The following is an 18751-nucleotide window of genomic DNA, read 5'->3' on the forward strand; positions in this document are numbered from 1 at the left end:
TCAATCCCTTACAATAAGTTAAATGAAACGTTTACGAATCGAATTAGTTACAAATTCTGTTAGCAGGATAATGCTGACAACGACAGCAATAATCGTTAATGCTTCACCATATTTAAATAGGTTTATGTTTGTATCGATTAAAACACCTATTCCTCCTGCACCGACTAATCCTAAAACAACGGAGGCACGGACATTAATTTCAAAGGAAAATAACGTCCAATTTATCCATGCAGGAACAAACTGTGGAATCACTCCATGGAACAAGATTTGAAAATAAGAAGCCCCATTGGCACGTAACGCTTCAAGCTTATCCCCGGATATTTCGTCAATTGATTCGGCATAGCTCTTACTTAAAAACCCGATCGTGACCAGTATTAATGCCAAAACACCAACAATCCCACCAAGACCGAAAATATAAACGAGTAAGGAGCCCCAAATAATAAAAGGAATATTTCGCAAAACCGATACAAAACCACGGGTCAATACCCTTAACGTTTTAAACTTATTCGTATTCTCAGAAATCAAGATGCCAAAAATAAACGCTAATATCGTAGAAAAATAGGTTGCGATAATCGCATAGCCAAGTGTATCAATTACTGATGGAATATATTGCTTTAAATTGTCCGTATTGGCTGGAAGAAATTTTTCAAAGAAAAACATCACAAATTGAGGCAGTCCCATAAGCATTTCTAAAACTGAGATTTCCAGATAAATGACGGAAAATAGTAGAGCTGCCATAATGATAAGCACAATCGCAACGATTTTTTTATAATCGTTTTGTTCAATTGGGATCTTATACACACTCTTTTTATTCATTGTTTTGCCCCACAGCCAATGACACCGGATGATTGTCAGCTTGGAGTGTCATTTGTGATTCTTTTCCTTCGTAAATGTTCCGAACCATCTCATCTGTTAATTGGGAAGGTGCTCCATCAAAGACAACCATTCCTTGTTTAATCCCAATAATTCTAGTTGCATACTTTTTTGCGTAGTCCACTTGATGAAGATTCACGATACACGTTAATTTCTTTTCGATTGAAATAGTATGAAGCTTCTGCATAACAATATTGGCTGATATTGGATCTAGCGAAGCAATTGGTTCGTCAGCAAGCAGCAGCTTTGGTCGCTGTAAGATAGCTCGACAAATTCCGACCCGCTGCATTTGTCCACCAGATAGCTCATCAGCTCTTTTATAAATTTGGTCCTCAAGGCCAACCTTTTTTAGCAGTTCAACTGCTTCCTTCTTATCTTCATATGGATAGAGCCCAAGTAAGCTCTTGTATAATGGAATATTACTTAATTGGCCATGGAGAACATTTTTTATTACATTTGTTCTGCCAACTAAATTATAATGCTGAAAAATCATCCCTATTTGTGCTCGCTGTTTTCGCAATTTCCTCCCACTCAGCTTCTCCATATGAAGTCCATCAAAAATCAATTCTCCCTCTGACGGATCCACAAGTCGATTAATACAGCGGATAAAAGTCGATTTTCCAGCACCAGATGGTCCTATTACGACAATAAACTCACCTGGATAAAAATCTAATGAGATTCCATTCAAAGCACGAGTATCTTTCCCATACACTTTTACTAAATTTTTAATCGATAATAATGGCTTCATTATTCTTGCACTTCCTCTAAAGCATTAATGGCATCAAGCATTTCAATTGCTGGATCGTAATAATCCTGCTCAACTGCAACAAAGCGCGTTTTTGGATCCTCATGAATCGCTTCAAAGTACTCTTCGTTTTCAAATGAAATGAACGCTTCCTTTAGAGACTCCTTGAAGTCATCAGGTAAATCACCACGAACAATATACGATGCATCGGGAATATCCGCTGTACGACCTACTTCCTTAATATCCCCTTCCTTAATATTTCCCGCTTCTATCATGCTATCGATGACACTAGCAGCAACTGCCGCTGCCTCAAAGTCACCCATCGCCACTCCCATAAGACTATTAGGATGTGATTCTGAAAAGGTTACATTTTCGAAAAAGTAGTCTGATTGTTCGACTAAATCTGGATCAAGGTCAAATTCTTGAACCAATGTTCCTTTTGGATAAAGATAGCCTGAGGAAGATGCCGCATTTACAAATGCAAAGTTCGTCCCTTTTAAATCTTCCATACTGTTAATCTTTTCATTGTCCCCTTGTGTAATAAAGGCCGTATAATAGTTATGTTTCTCTGATGATGTTTGAGGTGAAACGAGTAATTCTGCTCCCGCACGTTCTTTCGCTTGATAATAGCTCATTGGCGAAGCTAGCATCACATCTAAATTCCCGCTCGCCATCGCTTCAATTCCTACAGCATAGCTGCCTCCTTCTAGCTCATTTACTTTAATCCCTAATTCTTCTGAAAGATGTTCTCTAAGCTGAGTATGCAGAGAAGCCGCTTGTGGATTGTTTTCATTCGGCATTTGTACCAACGTAATTTCTTCTGGCCACCCTTTGTTTTCCGTATTAGCGGAAGCGGACGATGAGCTCCCTTCATTGCCACATGCCGCCAAAGTAGAAACTAGTCCAACAGTTAAAAAGAATTTTGATATTTTATTCATTGTTTTGTCAGTCTCCTTTTAAAATTTATCGAACAATCATGATTTGGTACTTGCTTCGATTAAGTTGGTTCCTATCATTCTATTAAGTATCGTCACATATATTTTCTTCTTCACTATCTTTACTAAAGGCTTCGTTTCTCCTCCTCTTAGTGGTATTCAACTTGTATACAACTCTCAATGAACAATATACACACCGATTATTAAGTGGATATTTTCCTTGTGTAAAGATTTAGAAAATAATTGTAAATTGATAATCGGCCCATCTTATTTAATAACTAAAATTGGAATTTTTTATAAAAACATCTTGTATACAACTAAAATAATGATAAGATTTTAAAGTAATTGTTAAATAATTTTTGTGCTTTTTTATAAGCTCCTATGGAGTTTTACTAATTTAGATTCTGTATATTTGAAGAAGAATTTATAAATTCATTGAAAGGAAATAAACGTATGCAATCGAAATCTTTGGCAGAAAAAGCATACCAGGAAATTCGTAAAAAAATTATTACCGGAAAACATCTACCAGGAGATGTGTTATCAGAGAACGGACTATCAAAGGAATTGGAAATGAGCAGAACACCAATAAGGGATGCTTTACTCCGTTTGGACTCAGAGGGTTTTATTGTTACATTAAAAAATCGAGGAATTCTTGTAAAGGAACTTTCTTACAAGGAGCTATTTGAAATTAACGAACTGAATAACTGTATGAGTAGTTTTGCTATTGATTTAGTAAATGAGGGAAATTCCACATTTAATTTAGAAAAGCTTCAGCTACATCTGGAAAATCAACTAAACGCGGAAAAGCACGACAACTATTATGAATATGTTCAGCAAACGATTCTATTTGGTCGGACGATAATTGAAGCAACAAATAATCATGTAATGCTACAAACCTACGATTCGTTCCGTGACAAAACGTTGCGAATTGCTATGGTTAACTGGAAGCTAAGGCCAAACGAAAAGCATTATTCTGCAAACGAAATCAATTCAAAAATATTTGAAGCAATCGTTGCAAAGAAATACGAGCATGCGAAAACAGTTATAAAGGAATATCACGCCTATAATTTAAAGCGATTTATCACAAGAGGAATCATATAGCCATAAATGAATTGGACCACGGTTTTTAACGAATACAAGGCCACTGAAAAAAGTCCATTTAAAAAAAGAATGCGGTCCAAAAGCCTCCCCACTGCGTGCCTGTGGGGTCTCCTTTGGACCGCTATTCTCACAAGGGGCAAACTATAGCATCAAAAATTCCCCTCTCACTTGTTCAGGTTTACGGCTGTATTTCACACCTACTTCTTTCTCATAGCATTTTATTAATAGAATGTAATCAATTCAGCAAGCCGAATTAAATCATCACTACTTTGTCCACCTTCAATGTAATAAATACATTCATCACCAACAATAACCAATTGCTGTAATCCATCATCCTCTGACTTAACAAGCATCGCCTGATGATCCGATATCATTAATTGCTGACCAGTATTAAAGTGCCTTCTCATTAAAGCTTCATATGCTTCTCTGGCAGTCCCCTCATGATTAAGCTCCGAACGAATAGATAGCTTCGTACCTCCCATAAGCAAATAATTGACATTTACTAAAACATGTTGATTTTCTTTCCTCGCGATAATCTCAGGTTTCTCCTCTATAGTAGGAATCCTTAACGGCACGGTTGCTTCTCCAGACAAAATCACTGTTTCAACCCCATTTACCGATTTCGTCAGCTCCTGCTCCGCTCTAGTGAAAAAAACCACTTGATCCTCTGCATCGAATGAAGATAGATCACTCTGGTATGAACCGTGTGAGGTTGTGTGTTCTTTAAAATCATCCTGCTTTATAAGAATAAATGCTATTCCTAATGCGACAGCACATGCACTTATTCGAACAAAGTAAGTAGACAAATAATATAGCTTTGATTTTATATGTCGTTTTTTCATATCCCTTACAAGCTTAAATTTCAAATCTTCACTATTCGCTTGTTTCCATACAATATCTGTTTCTAACCTACATAAATCAATGTCTAGCATACTTCTCTCGAATTGTTCCTTCATGAACATACCCCTCCTTCATTAACTGCTTTTCCAATGCTTGTATTGCTCTAAACAATGTTGACTTCACCTTGCTTGCTGACCACCCTAAAATTGCCGCTGTTTCTTCAATCGTGAATTCTTTTATTTTCCTTAAAATAATGACTTCCCTGTACGAATCCTTTAATCTCGCCAATGCTTCATAAAGCTCATACGAACTTTCTTTTATTTCGATCAATTCATCAGGTAATGGATGCTCATCTCTTTTTAAGAAAAAGACCTCTTTAAAAAACATGAGCGGCTTTCGCTTCCTAATAAAATCTATTGTTACATTATGTGCAATACTAAATAGCCACGTTTTCACTTGTGAGTTCCCTTTAAACGAATCATAATGAACAAATGCCTTGATAAATGTCTCATGCCTTAAATCCTCTGCTGACTGATAATCTTGAATCATCATAAAAATATACTTAAAGATTGGTTCATTAAAATCCTCATACAATTTTAATATTTCTTCATCTCTATTATCTGACACTCATATCCCCCATTTAATAAAATTTCAATGTTTAGACGTCCATCTCTATTAAAAGTTTTACTTTTTTTGCAATTTCTTCACATAATAAAAAAGACCCTTAAATCTCTAAAGGGCCTATAAAAAAATTTATTAAAATAGACTTTTCTATCCAGTACGTAAATATAGCATTAGCATTTTTCTCTTCAAATGTTTTCATTTTTAAATAATGATAATTTATAGTTAACTTCCATTATATTTTCTTATATTCGATTGAACTGTTCCATATATTCACCTGTTTTTTTAGTGATAAAAACAGTTGCCCTAGATATTGTTACCATCAGCTTATTATAATGATTAAAAAGGAATCTTCCTATCAATTTTTTCGATTGTTTCATTAATCCACGATCATAATATGTTATCATTTGGTAATAAGAGGAAATGCAACATAACGGAGGAGTTTCGATGGAGAATTCAAAGAGCCACTATATAAGAGGGTTAAGACTTGAACGTGAAAAAGTTCGTTCCTTTAATACATATCCCTTTCATTTACCGAGCATTAAAACATTGGATGAATTATCGCTTCATCCAAATGTAACCTATCTTGTCGGTGAAAATGGGATGGGTAAATCAACCTTATTAGAAGCAATTGCAATTGCTGCAGGATTTAATCCAGAAGGAGGGTCATTTCATTTTAACTTTACGACCTATGACTCTCACTCTTCATTAGAACAGTATATTAAACTTGTAAAAGGAATCCAAAAGCCAAAGGATGGATTCTTCCTTCGTGCAGAAACTTTTTATAATGTCGCAACGCACATTGAAGAATTAGATAGTGAACCAGCACCAGGTGGGCGAATTATTGATTCATTCGGAGGAGTATCACTTCATGAGCAATCACACGGTGAGTCGTTTTGGGCTACATTTATGAATCGCTTCCGGGGCAATGGCATTTATCTATTAGATGAGCCTGAGGCTGCCTTATCACCTATAAGACAGCTATCGATGCTAGCACATATCCATGAATTAGTCGGTCAACATTCACAATTTATTATTGCCACCCATTCTCCGATCATTATGGCATATCCAAATTCGAAGATTATCGAATTTACAGATGAGGGTGCAAAGGAAACAACACTCGAAGAAACGAGCCACTATCATATTATGAAGCAATTTTTCGATGATAGAAATAGAATCCTCCACCACCTATTCAATGAGTAACCAAATTCAGATAATACCCAGCCTGTAGAAGTCATACGCCAACTTGATTCATACAATTACAGGCTGAATCCTATTTAAAAACTATCAATTACTTTAAGAAAATAATCCCTTAAAAAACTGACTATTGCATTTCCAACAAACAACTTTGCTAGAAAGATACCCGCCATTATAAAGAGACCCAATCCGATAGTTACCACTTGTTTTCTATCAGTAGACATTATCTTACCCCCTAAACAATTTCATCTCTATTCCTCAAAAGATAAATTTGTCGGCTCATCTAGTAGGTAACCTGAAAAGTCTAAATTTGTAGTCGGAATCCGTTCATCAACTTCCTCAAACTTCAGTTCATCGATCCATACTTTTCCATTTCCTGAAAGCAATACGCCAAAAGCAATAACTGCACTATTTTCAGGTACATCTAAAACAATACTGTAATGATTCCATTCATTATTACCTACAATCGGCCGATCCCCCATGTTATCAAATTGCAATACATCCCCAAGAGAATCATCAACCCGCATCCAAAATCCACAAAATCCATTAACATCTTGTGATTTTAAAAAGCCTGATAATTTTAATCGTTTGCCAACGAATTTATCTGCTTTGAATTGCTGCATCATTGTGGCAAATTCATTATGAGATTCAACTGTAACTGATTTTAAAAATCCTGATGCCTTCCCTTTATGAAAGATTTCTCGGTCAATACCCATTTTATAATTAAATGGATGACTACCACTTAATTGCCAGCCGTTAATTAACTGTTCGTTTTTCAACATAACTTCCTCCCTTTGAATAGTTAATTTGCTCATAATTTTCCGATACTGTCCTGGTGGTAATTGATAATATTTTTTAAAGGAACGAGTAAATGATTCTTGAGATTCAAACCGATAATACAGAGCAATATCAATAATCTTTTCATCTGAATAAAGCAACAGATTGGCTGCATTTGCAATTCTTCGATAGCGAATATATTCAGATACAGTGACACCAACCTCTTTTTGAAAAATGCGGTGATAGTGAAACTTTGAAAATCCAGCATGCTGGGCAGTGTTCTCTAAGGTTAGTTCTTCATGTAAATTTTTCTCAATATATTCAATTGTCTCTTGTATGATGGGACTGTAACTCATTTCCGAACCTCCTTACCATTAAGATAACAAAAGAAACAAGTCTTTTTTTGATTTATCTTGCTTTGTTTAAACCTCTTCAAAATCAATCTTTCAACATAAAAAAAGAGAGGGGTACTCTCCCTCTTTCCTTGATAAACCACAGTCTTCAAGCGATTATACAAGTTCTCCACCATGCATGGAAAACAAGAAGAAATCCTCTTTATCTGTAATAAACCAGCCATCAAAATTAGAGCTTGCATGAAATACATCTAAAAATAGATTTCCAAATTGCACGATGAGAAGTGGACATTGTTCGAGCGCTTGAACATCTTCAATTTTTTTGCCAACTAGTAGATCTTTGATCGTCTTCCATTCTCTCTCGTTAGATTGAAGATCTGTTTCTCCTAACACTATTCCATCAGCATCACGAATTCTCCATGGGCATTCAATTTTAATTGCTCCTTTTTCCAGCTCAATGAGAAAATCGGTCTTTGTATCAATTGCGATAACTCTTTGTCCAATTATACGTTCAAAGGAAATTTCACTCATTTTCAAATGCCATAGCTTACGTGCATGTGCCATAATCATTTCATTCAAATTATCACTTGTATAGCCATGAATATTATCCCCATACTGGAAATCATCAATTATATCGCTAATTTCCTGCCACTTCTGCTGTTCCACAAATAACTCATTTTCAATGATGCATTTATAAATCTCTTTAACAATCGAAATAGCATGTTTATTCGGCTGTAGCAACTGTGAATGAAGCTGTTTCAAATGGTAGTCTAAGCATTGTTTTTTCGTAGGCGGTTCTCTAAGTAATGCCTTCATGGCAGCTGCAAACATCTCCTCTATTTCAAACAAATTGAGCTCCCGATTCATTCCCATACTAGCTAATTTATTAATCTCAAGTACATCCATATACAAATAAGCGATTGCCCAATCTACATAATCAGATGCCTGTACAGTATTTGTATATTTCTTATAATACAATTCTAATAATTCGATCTTGTTCCCCTCCTTGTATTTAAATACTAGACAGTTAGATTCAAAAAATTCATCTCTACATGTTGACAAACATTGAGACTCTTCATAATGATCCTTATGGTGTGTTTGATATATAATAGATGTAAATCTTTCACAAAAGGTGTGATTTACCTTGAACCTTCTTACTAATTTTATTGCCATCATACTCAGCCTGTAATGGTTTTATCGTTCTTTGGGGACTTTTACAGGCTGAGCCTTATCCCAAGGAGTGTGATGGTAAATGAAACCACATCATAAAAATCGAGGTCGTGCCTATTATCGGCACCATAGAAAACGAGTCATTCAGCGTAAAGCAAAAATCGCAAAACAAAATGGATGGCGCTCTCGTTTCCCTGGATATTTTGCGAAAGGGAAAGTACATTGTTCCTGCCAGATGTGTTCGCAAAAGACAAATACAGATGGATTTCCACATTCACAACTGATTCAATTGGAACGATTAAATCGCCAATTATCCGATTATTTTAGTAAAGAGGAATAATTCCCATTATGAAGAGCTAGGTAGCTTCCTGCTCTTCTACAGGTTTATTTCGACTCATAAAAGCCAGATGACACTACTCTCCTCATCACTTTTTCTATCAACATCGTCAACTTTACTACTTTATTAGAATATACACAGATTCTATTCTCTAAATCAACAAAATTCCAAATATAGTAAATTTCATATTTAAGTTTAGAGAAAAGTATAAGATAATAGAAAATAGAATACCATACCTCGCAAACAAAATATCCCTTAAAATAAGGAGACCTCTAACATGAGAAACAGATTCTTTAAAGGAGCTTTCATTCTAACGGGCTTTCTTCTCGTAGCTGCATGTAGCGATAAAGGCAAAGAAATCGAGACGAAACCAGTTGAACTCCCAATCATTAAAGGAAATGAAGTTGAAGTTGGAAATAAGCCGTTAATTGAAGCAAACTATCAGCTTATTGTGATAAAAAATGTATCTTATAAGCTCATTCATGAGAAAGACTCAGCAATCATCCGAATTCTAGATACCGAGATTTTCGACATCAACACTCCAGATTTTTATAAAACAGCCGAATATTATGAGCAAATTGGAGACAATAAAACAGCCTCCTACTATAGACATCAAAAGGTTTATGAAAAAGCCGTAAAAAAATTTTCCAACATCGTAGAGGCGTTAGCTACCCTACCAGCTAAAACAAGCATCGAAATACAAGCCCACTTACACAATATGGATGCTCCATCAGAAAAGATTAATGAAATAACAGAGGCAAGAGCAAAAAAATTGTTAGAAAGATTTTCTAATGAGGAGAAATTAAGCCACATTTCCTTTTCAGCAAAAAGCTTCGGGGATACTGCACCAGTTTATCCAAACAATGATGTTGAATTTAGAATAAATAACAGTCGGATTGATTTAGTTGTGACGCGGGAAAAATAGGATTCTCTATTTAAATAGGTTTCCTATTTAACGGAAAAAGACCATTCGGCTCAAATATAACATTATTATTTTGGTGTGTATTATTTAAACAAAGGCTATGTTAAAGATTACAGATGATTTATAGGCATTTTATTCGAGATATGAGACTCCCGAATAGAGAAGCTTATCAAAGGGATACGTTATAGAAAAGGAAATGCTAAAGGTGGAAGAGCAAAGGGAATTTTAAAGGTGGACCAATTTATATTAGTAAATGGAAATCTATGAATTTAACTTTTGACTGTCAGGTTTTTCCTGGGCAGCTTTCCTTAGTTAACGTATCCGTTTAGCTCAAAAGTTCGTTCATTACTTAGACTAATTATTTACCAGAACTCAATATCACTACAACAATTTCTGGTCGATTAAAAATCCTGAATGGTATAATACTGTTTCCAAGTCCTCTATTTACAATCATTGTCGTATTATCTGATTTGTACTTCCCAGATGTATACTTTGGAAATAATCCTTGGTCAGGAGCAATTAAACCACCAACGAAAGGAATTCTATATTGTCCACCGTGTGCGTGACCTGAGAAAACAACATCAAATCCATATTCACTATAAAGAGAGAATCTTTCTGGTCTATGTGATAATAGAATTTGATAATTAGTTTCTTCATTTATTCCCTTTATTGAATTCGTGATATTTTCCTCCATTTTTGCACCTTCTGCATACGATTCATCTACATTGACTGGATCATCAATTCCTATAAGTTGTATTTTTTCAGTTCCTATAGCAATTTCTTTTGCTGTATTTCGCATCACTTGTACACCGATGCTTTTTAGCTTCTCTTCTAATGTATTGAATTTCCCTGACCACCATTCGTGATTACCTGTCACATAATATACTGGTGCAATTTGAACCAATCTTTCCATCAAAATTAGACTAGGTTTCTCCTCATATCTGTCTGAATCTATTAAGTCACCTGTAAATACAATCAAATCTGGTTCTATCTTTTTCACTTTTTTAACTAATTCACTTTGGTTGTTTCCAAAAGACTTACTATGTAGGTCGGATAATTGAACAATTTTATATCCATTAAAGTTATTTGGAAGTTTATCTGATTTAATGGTATATGTACTTGTTACAATTGAATTATTTTGAAAGTAAAAAAAGAAAATTAACAAAACTATTACAATAAAAAAGTATAGACTTTTCTTTTTAGGTATTTTCTTCAATATTTATCTCCTTTAATTTTATTAATCCATAAATTATTGATAAGCAATTTTCCATTCTTAGTTCAATAATAAAGTTCATTCCAAACACAAACTTCTGCATTAAATATCAAAAACTTGTTTGTACTCTAATTAAGCAGGCATTATTCAGGTTTTTGAACACTCTCGAGAAATCAAAATTCCCCCTTAATTTTTACAAGTCTTATCAGCATAATTATCTATACTCTTCCAATTTTTTTATCTCTATATTATCGAGTAATAATTCTTTAGTTCGTAATTCATAATCAGCTTTTGAATATGGACCTATTGTTTCTTGCGTTTTAATGTTAATAATCCAATATTTCATATTATCAGTTTCCGAGATTTCTTGTTGTATAGCTACAATATACCTATTGTCCCACCCAACATGGGTAACCTTTGTTGGAACAATCGGTGTCCCCCAAACATTGTCACCTTCATATGGGGAAATATTTACTTCATTTGCTGACAATCTATTAATAGATAAATTACCTGGAAGATCTATTTCATAATCTGATGCACCAGCACAACCAGAACAAATACATAATAACAACAATAGACATACCCATATGTATTTTTTGCTAATCATATAATATACCACCTCAAAAATTCTCTTTTGACTAATACATATAATCATATTTTTCCAATTAGATATTTACTAAAACAAGCATATTTTCGAGGAGGAATTAAGGGTAACATAATAATGTTGGTTTCCGTTGTAGGAATGTCCTTAGTTTGGATATTTTCATCCATTATACCATTTTCTTCCTTATTATAAATATATTTATAGAAAAGCTCTTATAATTATCTTCATATACCTACCTTGTCTAACAAGCTTCAGATTTTTTTCAATTCCGAAAGGAAAAATTCGACATATTATAAAATTTGTAATGTATAGGATTACAGGTAGAAAAAGAAAAAAACTATCAAAGAATCTAATGAATTCTTTCTGGTTGGATTTTGGATGACATTAATAACAATCCCCCTAGTCATTGATTGTAGTCAATTTTTAATTTTATAAAATAGAATTATATCAATATAATATATTACTTATAGTTCCCTACACTCAATATATTAAAATCCCTTTTAAAAAGCTACAACCTCTTATTCTTTTCAATCCACAATTAAGCTATATGAATATAAATTTAAGTCAATCTCTTCCTATTATTAAACTCTTACTAAAGACCCCTTCCTCACCGATCATTTCAACGTTTGAATTAAAATAAAAATTTTGCTCCGAAATCCTATATGGAACATTTTTAATGAAAAAAATAGCCGTTTCCCACCTATTTTTCACATTTTTTCCAGAGTTAAATAGGAAAACCGAGTAAAGATAAGAAATCGGCATGAAAAAGACCCCGAAATCTGAAAAGTTTATTTTCAAAAATCGGGGTCTTAATAGGAAATGTTTATTTTCGGGCTACACCTTCAACACTAACTTCGCAACCGCCTCAACATGCGCCGTATTTGGTTTTATCTCTATACAATTACAAAACCTTTTATTTTTACTAAGTGAATCTTATTAAATAAACTATAGCTATATATAAAATCTATAAAATTATATATTGTTATTGCTAATACGTGGTCAATTTGGTGGTCAGTGGTCAATAATTTATTTACTCTCTATCTTTATCTTACCATTGTTTTAAATTCACCATACCAGTCTATCACAATTAATTTGTGGAAGGAATAAACAAAAAAATGTGGAAATGTTAACATAAGGAGAAGGTAAATGTACTTTACGAAAGAGTGGGGAAAGCTATGTCAATAAATAAGTTCCGCAAATTTTTGTACGGATTCGCAAAGCTACTTGGAGATGTTAATGCAGTACAACGAGGAACTATAGGAAAACGTGTTGCTCGTCGTGCAGCTGGTAAAGCAACAGGGAAATTATTAGGCAAATTATTCAAGTAATAGACCGCCATTTTTAGGAGGTCTTTTGTTTTATTACCTTCAATGTCCTAGGCTGTCCTGGTTCCCATGTAACAAACCCAGTTTTTAGGTTTAGGTATTGAGGATGTTAGTACATACATGTCTGAACGTGGAATTATTCATTTTAGAGCAAATAATGAAATACAATCAATTCTAAATTAATCATTAAATATAAAAGAAGCCCTTCTCAAACGAGTTGGGCTTTTAAACTCTCTGAACAAATAAAATGTCCATGAAAGGCACTTTGATTGTTTCAGTAAAATTTTCTATATGAATCAATTTAGTATTGCCATCCATCTTTACTATTTTACCTCTTACAGGATCTTCTCTCTTCCACACAGTTAATCTAAGTTCACTTTTATCCTCTAACGCTTCTGTTAAAGTATTAGCAATCTCTTCTAATTCGAATTCATCCCTAGTTGGTCTTGCTGGTTTCTTAACCTTCTTTGGTTTTGCTAACATCATAATTATGCACCTCTCCTTACTTTACGTACAAGTCCAATTGATAAAATGTTACCTAACTTGAAAGTGCGTTGCTGGTTACGAGTGAAGCAATAAGCACTAAACGATTCATCGCTAAGTTTGAGAATTTTAATCCTACGTTGACTAATTTCTCCTTTTCTATTTAGATAAAACATTTCTAAAACTTCACCATTCACAACAGCTCTTTTAAGTAAACCTTTCATCAATAAGACCTCCCTTTTTAGATATATTATATACGAACAATAGTTCGATTTCAATTGAAAACGCGAACATATTTTCGTATAATAAGACCACGATAATGATAAAGGGATGATTTTATGATTCGTGATCGAGGTACGAAAAAATGGACTGCGTTTATGATGCCTGAACATGTAAAGAATTTAATAGATTTTGATATAAGCCTTAATAAAGTTGAAAAACCTGAATTAGATGATACTCAATTGGAAGAAATAAATACAATTATTTGCGAAGCAATGGAAAATAACAAAGAAGTTGTTTTTACTTACTATGAAAAAGGAGATATTAAACTGTACATTGGATTTATTCATTACGTGGACCCCACCAGAAAAGAAGTAAGACTTAAAGATATTCGCAATGATGTTTTTATAATTAAGTTTGAAGATGTACTCAGAGTAGATTTTCACGAGTGTGATAAATGAAAGCTCCCATTACCAAGGAACAAGAGGACTTAGTACATGAGTATATTGTTAATGAATACTTACTTCATATTCTTGAAGAGGATCTTGTGATAATAAACAATGCAAACTTAAAACTCAAAGACCCTTACATTAAGTTAGTTGAAAGTGTTCTTAGGACAATAAGAATAAAGTTAAGGAATATGAAAGCCGAGATGAAGAAACAAGAAATGAAAGTATTTGGTCCTGTTAGGGATGATATTATGCTACAGTACGATTATTATGTACGTGGATATCATGCTTTTTCGAGGTATTGGGATGCTGCTCTTAAGATGCATGGAACAAAGTTATTAGATGAATATTTTAGGTTTTTACAATAGATTTACTTCTTAAATGAATAGAATTAAATTTTTCGACATTATTATACATTTTTCAAAAAGGTAAACTGCTATAATTATCATTAATAATTTTTGGCGGTGATTTAATTGCTTACACAATCTGAAGCTGATTCTCTAATTACATCTTTAAAAACACTTCTTTTAAAGAAAAAAATAATAAATTTCCCTAACCCTGGGGAATCACTTTTATTAGAATGTAAAGATGGTAATAATAATAAATATCTTATTGATGTCACTAGAGGAAGAAGAAAGCCAACTAAGGGGACTTTTCAAACTAGGTTTAATAAGTCTACAATCTTAATACGTGTCGATATAGACGGTCCACCTCATGATAATCCAGATGGTCAAGAAGTAGAATGTCCTCATATTCACATTTATACTGAAGGCTTTGACGACAAATGGGCTTATCCCTTAGACCAAAAACTAAAAACTAATCCAGATGATTTAATTGAGGTATTAATTGACTTTTTTACATATAATAATATTAGTAATAGGCATGAAATTCATATTCAGGGAGGTGGTTTACTTGATGGTAGCTAAAGAAAATCTAAAACAACGATATATTGATTGGTTAAATACTAAAATTGCATATAAAGACTTAGAAGCTGGTACCATTGAGATTACAACTCCTTTTCTAGATAGACATAACGACCGATTGCAAATTTATGCCATCCCATTACCAAATGGAGAAATTAAACTCACGGACGATGGATATATTTTATCTGATTTAATGCTCAGTGGTTTTGATTTAAGTGGTTCAAAGAAACGGAAGCAAATATTTACAACAATTATAAATGGGTATGGTGTTTCACTAAACAATGAATTTAATGAACTATATGTTGTAACTGATTTGAAAGATTTCCCAAGAAAAAAACATATGTTAATTCAATCTATGATGACTGTTAATGATATGTTTATGACTGTAAAGTCTACTGTTTCGAGTTTGTTTGCAGAAGATGTAGGTTTATTCTTGGAATCAAATAATATTAGATTTTCCGAAAATATATTTTTAGCAGGTAAAAGTGGATATAATCATAACTTTAATTATTTAATTCCACACTTTAAACATATACCAGAACGAGTTATCCATACTATGAATAATCCTTCAAAAGGTACATTATCAAATATTATCTTTTCTTGGAGTGATACTAGAGAAGCTCGGAATAAACAAACATATAAATCAGACTTATATGTTTTTATTAATGACCAAGAAAAAGACATAGATGGAAACATAATTAATGCATTTAAAAATGAAGAAATAGTTCCAGTGGTTTGGAGTAAAAGAAATGAAGTAGTGGATATTTTAAGTGCATAAAAATAACCCCTCTTTTAAGAGAGGTTATTTTTTATTTCTCAAATAACTTAGTAAACGTCTTTTGAGACCTATATATCCATCAACGATAAAACTTATTATTACTCCGAAATTCTTTAGTTTAGTTGCATCCTCACAACCACTCTCATAGTATCCATCAAATTCTTTAGAGTCAACCCCTAACTATAGAGAAACCCTTAATATTTTCCATGACATTCCCATTTTCAAGCAGAGGGGAGAATCCCTATAAAGATAAGCAAGAAAGAAATATCAACCATCATATGGTCGATATTTCTTTCTTGCTTCTTCAAGCTCTTTCCTTTTTTGTACAACATCATGACGGATAAACAAACTTTCACCCCTTAGTTTTTTTACTGGGGTTAATTTGCCACTTGAAATTAATTGACTCATTCTTTGTCTAGTTACATCTAACAATTTAGCAGCCTCGGAGGTTGTGAGGACTTCGTTTCTCACAAAGGCCTCGACCTCTTGACGATTTTTCAAATGATATTCCAACAGTTTCATCCCCTTAAGTTCTTTATCTAGCAAATATAATATGTCAGGGTTACAGAGTTTACAAGGTGTTTTTATACAAGATTTTTGCATAGCCAATTGATAATGTTCATATTCTAATAATTATTCTTAATGATAAATAGTACAATAACTCGTGAATTTTTATGGTAAAGTAAAGAAATAAAGATACAAACTACCGGGAGCTTTTTTAAATGGATGATTTGTTAAGAGGAGGTTATTATGAACAAAAAAGAGTTAATTTTTGTTCTTTACGATATAGGTATTTCTCTACCTACACTTAGTAAATTGTACAAAGAAGCTAATATAGAACAATTAAACCAGCTGCTAGAAGGAGAATTTTTAGAAGTACAATTCTCACTAGGAGTTTTTAATGACAATGATCTTGGATTACTTTCTTCAATAGACTTAATAAAAAAAAGTATAACAAACATATCTAGGACTTTAACCGAATTTAAAGAAAATGATATTGAATATTTTATGTACTATGAAAATGGTTATCCGAACTCCCTGAGAAGTATTCCATCACCTCCTTTTTTTATCTTTACGAAGGGAAATACTAATTTATTGGAAAATAAATTTATTTGTTCTATTGTTGGTACAAGAAACCCATCAGATCAAACTTTGGAGCAAATAGAAAGTACAGTTCAAGAAATGGTATTGGCAGATATTTCAATTGCAAGTGGTTTAGCATTAGGTACTGATATCCAAGCACATAAATCTACGTTAAATAATAATGGAAAAGCTATAGCAGTACTTCCAAGTCCCGTGGACAATGTAACCCCAAAAAGTCATAAACCTTATGCAGACGAGATATTGGCAAAAGGTGGCTTATTAATAAGTGAGTACTATAAAAATGAATTGTTTAAAAAATCAAATTACATCCACCGCAATAGAATTATTTCTGGTATAAGCAATGCAGTAATTATTGCAGAGTGCTCAGAGAAAAGTGGTACAATGCACACTGCTCGATATGCTTATAAACAAAAAAAGCCACTATATTGTTTCAATAATAATTCTACTGGTGTCCTAAAAATATTGTCTAGTAATAGCGCTAGAATATACAAAAACCTAAACGATCTTGTTTTCTAATTTATTAATTAAAACAGGGGGCAATCTAAAATGGAGAAATTAGTTGTTTTAACTAGGTTAACAGTTTTTGATGAAGACTTTAAGATGTACCAGGGTATTAAGGAATTATTCATTAATTTAAATGATGACGGACATAAGATAGCTGTTATAACGCATGATACTAATAGTTTAAAAATCATGAAGGGAATTTTCAAGGAAGCTTTTGATTTTAAAGTGATTTGTACATACCGTAAAACAATAAGAGAAACTGTTAATGAAGAAAATGCGAATAAATTAGTTTTAGTAGGTAGCAGTGACGATGATTTATATTTAGCATCTAACAAAAGAATATTGATTATTAATCCTGGATGGAGTGTGATACAAGAGGAAAAACCAGCACGATATGGTATTACTCTTGAAAGTCCTAATCTGTTATTTGAAGCTATAAGGCTTATTGCTAATCAAAGCAGATGGTATTTTAAATTAGAAGTAGATCAAAACACTACTGTTCTAGCATTGACTTCCGCAAACACATTTAATCGAGTTGCAACGGAAAGAGAAATTTTAGAAGGGTTTGAGAAATTATTAAAGTCTGGGGATAGAAAATACTTTAATACTCTTTATTTCCACTTGATTTCAGGAGTAATGAAAGATTCAGCATTACGAAATATAGATATTTGGGGTGTTTTCCCTACTTCAAGTGGTGATGTAAATGAGGAAATGGAAGAGCTAAAAGAGAGATGCCGGTACTTAACAGGCAAAAGAATGAAGGAGCCTTTATTTATTAGACATACCGCAGTAAATAAAAGTCGAGAAACGCACCATGAAGTACGTCTTAGGGAAGGTTGTTCGAAACACTTTGATTCAATTGTTTTAAATCCATACTATTCCAAAAGAATTAAAGATAAAGTTGTTTGTGTAATGGATGATTATGTTACAAATGGTATTTCATTTGAGGCTGCTAGAAATTTATTGATTAAAGCCGGTGCGAGCAAGGTGATATTATTAGCACTAGGTCGATATAAAAGAGGACAACATGGAGTATATCAATATGAAGTTTATGATTTAGATAGAGACGTTACTAAAAGAGATTTTCAATATAGACTTTCATCAAAACAAAATTTAATTGGTGAATATGATGACCTTGCGAGAGAAGAAGTCCGTCGCATTCACGAAATATTAAATGGGTAATATCGGTTTCATTGGATTGAGCAAAGGCTATCTTAAATTCAATAAGGATATGAATCTTTCTAAAAACTTCCCTCTCTAATAAAAGAGAGGGTTGCT

24 protein-coding genes are annotated in these 18751 nt (G+C 33.2%); 11 read left to right on the forward strand and 13 right to left on the reverse strand.

The features are described from left to right. Nucleotides 1-18 precede the first annotated feature (18 nt). Genes phnE through ACTJJ9_RS01275 form a run of 3 tightly spaced genes read right to left on the reverse strand, consistent with a single transcriptional unit; the run spans nt 19 to nt 2556 of the window. On the reverse strand, nt 19-816 hold the full coding sequence (gene phnE / locus ACTJJ9_RS01265; RefSeq protein ID WP_145581674.1) for a phosphonate ABC transporter, permease protein PhnE: 798 nt from the start codon (nt 814-816) through the stop codon (nt 19-21). Then, a complete protein-coding gene (gene phnC / locus ACTJJ9_RS01270; protein ID WP_170944275.1) occupies nt 809-1621 on the reverse strand; it encodes a phosphonate ABC transporter ATP-binding protein in 813 nt (270 codons plus the stop codon). Before phnC ends, phnE begins: the two co-directional genes overlap by 8 nt. After that, complete coding sequence (locus tag ACTJJ9_RS01275; RefSeq protein WP_145581673.1) at nt 1621-2556, reverse strand: phosphate/phosphite/phosphonate ABC transporter substrate-binding protein; 936 nt, start codon at nt 2554-2556, stop codon at nt 1621-1623. Before ACTJJ9_RS01275 ends, phnC begins: the two co-directional genes overlap by 1 nt. A 450-nt stretch (nt 2557-3006) precedes the next feature. On the opposite strand from ACTJJ9_RS01275, the gene ACTJJ9_RS01280 reads away from it, so the two are divergent. Then, nucleotides 3007-3654 (forward strand): GntR family transcriptional regulator, encoded by a 648-nt coding sequence (locus ACTJJ9_RS01280; RefSeq protein ID WP_145581672.1) that lies wholly within the window; start codon nt 3007-3009, stop codon nt 3652-3654. Nucleotides 3655-3875: 221 nt separating this feature from the next. On the opposite strand, the gene ACTJJ9_RS01285 is transcribed toward ACTJJ9_RS01280, so the two are convergent. Together ACTJJ9_RS01285 and ACTJJ9_RS01290 are read right to left on the reverse strand one after the other, a co-directional pair. Continuing rightward, complete coding sequence (locus ACTJJ9_RS01285) at nt 3876-4610, reverse strand: hypothetical protein (protein WP_145581671.1); 735 nt, start codon at nt 4608-4610, stop codon at nt 3876-3878. Further along, nucleotides 4573-5121 (reverse strand): RNA polymerase sigma factor, encoded by a 549-nt coding sequence (locus ACTJJ9_RS01290; protein WP_095299336.1) that lies wholly within the window; start codon nt 5119-5121, stop codon nt 4573-4575. The genes ACTJJ9_RS01285 and ACTJJ9_RS01290 overlap by 38 nt, the downstream gene beginning before the upstream one ends. A 441-nt stretch (nt 5122-5562) precedes the next feature. On the opposite strand from ACTJJ9_RS01290, the gene ACTJJ9_RS01295 reads away from it, so the two are divergent. Further along, complete coding sequence (locus tag ACTJJ9_RS01295; RefSeq protein WP_145581670.1) at nt 5563-6318, forward strand: AAA family ATPase; 756 nt, start codon at nt 5563-5565, stop codon at nt 6316-6318. Nucleotides 6319-6392: 74 nt separating this feature from the next. Here the strand turns inward: ACTJJ9_RS01295 and ACTJJ9_RS01300 are convergent, their stop codons facing one another. From ACTJJ9_RS01300 to ACTJJ9_RS01310, 3 genes are all read right to left on the reverse strand, one after another. Further along, nucleotides 6393-6536 (reverse strand): hypothetical protein, encoded by a 144-nt coding sequence (locus ACTJJ9_RS01300; protein ID WP_186324184.1) that lies wholly within the window; start codon nt 6534-6536, stop codon nt 6393-6395. Between the two features lie 27 nt (nt 6537-6563). Beyond that, a complete protein-coding gene (locus ACTJJ9_RS01305; RefSeq protein WP_145581669.1) occupies nt 6564-7445 on the reverse strand; it encodes a helix-turn-helix domain-containing protein in 882 nt (293 codons plus the stop codon). 153 nt (nt 7446-7598) lie between these two features. Then, a complete protein-coding gene (locus ACTJJ9_RS01310; protein ID WP_255451858.1) occupies nt 7599-8504 on the reverse strand; it encodes a hypothetical protein in 906 nt (301 codons plus the stop codon). Nucleotides 8505-8694: 190 nt separating this feature from the next. On the opposite strand from ACTJJ9_RS01310, the gene ACTJJ9_RS01315 reads away from it, so the two are divergent. Together ACTJJ9_RS01315 and ACTJJ9_RS01320 are read left to right on the forward strand one after the other, a co-directional pair. Further along, entirely contained in the window at nt 8695-8952 is a 258-nt protein-coding gene (locus ACTJJ9_RS01315; protein ID WP_255451857.1) for a hypothetical protein, read from the forward strand. 274 nt (nt 8953-9226) lie between these two features. After that, complete coding sequence (locus ACTJJ9_RS01320) at nt 9227-9874, forward strand: hypothetical protein (protein WP_145581668.1); 648 nt, start codon at nt 9227-9229, stop codon at nt 9872-9874. A 355-nt stretch (nt 9875-10229) separates the two neighbouring features. Here the strand turns inward: ACTJJ9_RS01320 and ACTJJ9_RS01325 are convergent, their stop codons facing one another. Beyond that, on the reverse strand, nt 10230-11090 hold the full coding sequence (locus tag ACTJJ9_RS01325) for a metallophosphoesterase (protein WP_440768428.1): 861 nt from the start codon (nt 11088-11090) through the stop codon (nt 10230-10232). A gap of 208 nt (nt 11091-11298) precedes the next feature. Further along, the gene (locus ACTJJ9_RS01330) at nt 11299-11691 is read right to left on the reverse strand and encodes a DUF3997 domain-containing protein (protein ID WP_174879519.1); all 393 of its coding nucleotides are present in this window, start codon (nt 11689-11691) and stop codon (nt 11299-11301) included. A 1172-nt stretch (nt 11692-12863) separates the two neighbouring features. On the opposite strand from ACTJJ9_RS01330, the gene ACTJJ9_RS01335 reads away from it, so the two are divergent. Continuing rightward, nucleotides 12864-13016, forward strand: a complete 153-nt coding sequence (locus tag ACTJJ9_RS01335) for a hypothetical protein (protein WP_440768365.1) — start codon at nt 12864-12866, stop codon at nt 13014-13016. 222 nt (nt 13017-13238) lie between these two features. Here the strand turns inward: ACTJJ9_RS01335 and ACTJJ9_RS01340 are convergent, their stop codons facing one another. Continuing rightward, nucleotides 13239-13499 (reverse strand): YolD-like family protein, encoded by a 261-nt coding sequence (locus ACTJJ9_RS01340; protein WP_440768366.1) that lies wholly within the window; start codon nt 13497-13499, stop codon nt 13239-13241. Between the two features lie 2 nt (nt 13500-13501). After that, on the reverse strand, nt 13502-13720 hold the full coding sequence (locus ACTJJ9_RS01345) for a hypothetical protein (RefSeq protein WP_440768367.1): 219 nt from the start codon (nt 13718-13720) through the stop codon (nt 13502-13504). 114 nt (nt 13721-13834) lie between these two features. Here ACTJJ9_RS01345 and ACTJJ9_RS01350 point away from each other — a divergent pair, with 114 nt between their 5' ends. The 4 genes from ACTJJ9_RS01350 to ACTJJ9_RS01365 all read left to right on the forward strand — a co-directional run bounded on the left by ACTJJ9_RS01350 (nt 13835) and on the right by ACTJJ9_RS01365 (nt 15865). Beyond that, nucleotides 13835-14176, forward strand: a complete 342-nt coding sequence (locus tag ACTJJ9_RS01350; RefSeq protein ID WP_440768368.1) for a YolD-like family protein — start codon at nt 13835-13837, stop codon at nt 14174-14176. Beyond that, the gene (locus ACTJJ9_RS01355) at nt 14173-14532 is read left to right on the forward strand and encodes a hypothetical protein (protein ID WP_440768369.1); all 360 of its coding nucleotides are present in this window, start codon (nt 14173-14175) and stop codon (nt 14530-14532) included. Before ACTJJ9_RS01350 ends, ACTJJ9_RS01355 begins: the two co-directional genes overlap by 4 nt. A 105-nt stretch (nt 14533-14637) precedes the next feature. Beyond that, on the forward strand, nt 14638-15090 hold the full coding sequence (locus ACTJJ9_RS01360; protein WP_440768370.1) for a DUF6978 family protein: 453 nt from the start codon (nt 14638-14640) through the stop codon (nt 15088-15090). Then, a complete protein-coding gene (locus tag ACTJJ9_RS01365) occupies nt 15080-15865 on the forward strand; it encodes a DUF1829 domain-containing protein (RefSeq protein ID WP_440768429.1) in 786 nt (261 codons plus the stop codon). The genes ACTJJ9_RS01360 and ACTJJ9_RS01365 overlap by 11 nt, the downstream gene beginning before the upstream one ends. Before the next feature lie 267 nt (nt 15866-16132). Here the strand turns inward: ACTJJ9_RS01365 and ACTJJ9_RS01370 are convergent, their stop codons facing one another. Beyond that, complete coding sequence (locus ACTJJ9_RS01370; protein ID WP_440768371.1) at nt 16133-16378, reverse strand: helix-turn-helix domain-containing protein; 246 nt, start codon at nt 16376-16378, stop codon at nt 16133-16135. Nucleotides 16379-16615: 237 nt separating this feature from the next. Between ACTJJ9_RS01370 and ACTJJ9_RS01375 the strand changes: the two genes are divergently transcribed. Both ACTJJ9_RS01375 and ACTJJ9_RS01380 read left to right on the forward strand, forming a co-directional pair. After that, nucleotides 16616-17485, forward strand: a complete 870-nt coding sequence (locus ACTJJ9_RS01375; RefSeq protein ID WP_440768372.1) for a DNA-processing protein DprA — start codon at nt 16616-16618, stop codon at nt 17483-17485. 30 nt (nt 17486-17515) lie between these two features. After that, nucleotides 17516-18655, forward strand: a complete 1140-nt coding sequence (locus ACTJJ9_RS01380) for a phosphoribosyltransferase (protein WP_440768373.1) — start codon at nt 17516-17518, stop codon at nt 18653-18655. Nucleotides 18656-18751: the final 96 nt, after the last annotated feature.

Origin of the sequence: Metabacillus sp. 22489 (genome assembly GCF_052044855.1) — a bacterium.
Lineage (GTDB): Bacteria > Bacillota > Bacilli > Bacillales > Bacillaceae > Metabacillus > Metabacillus niabensis.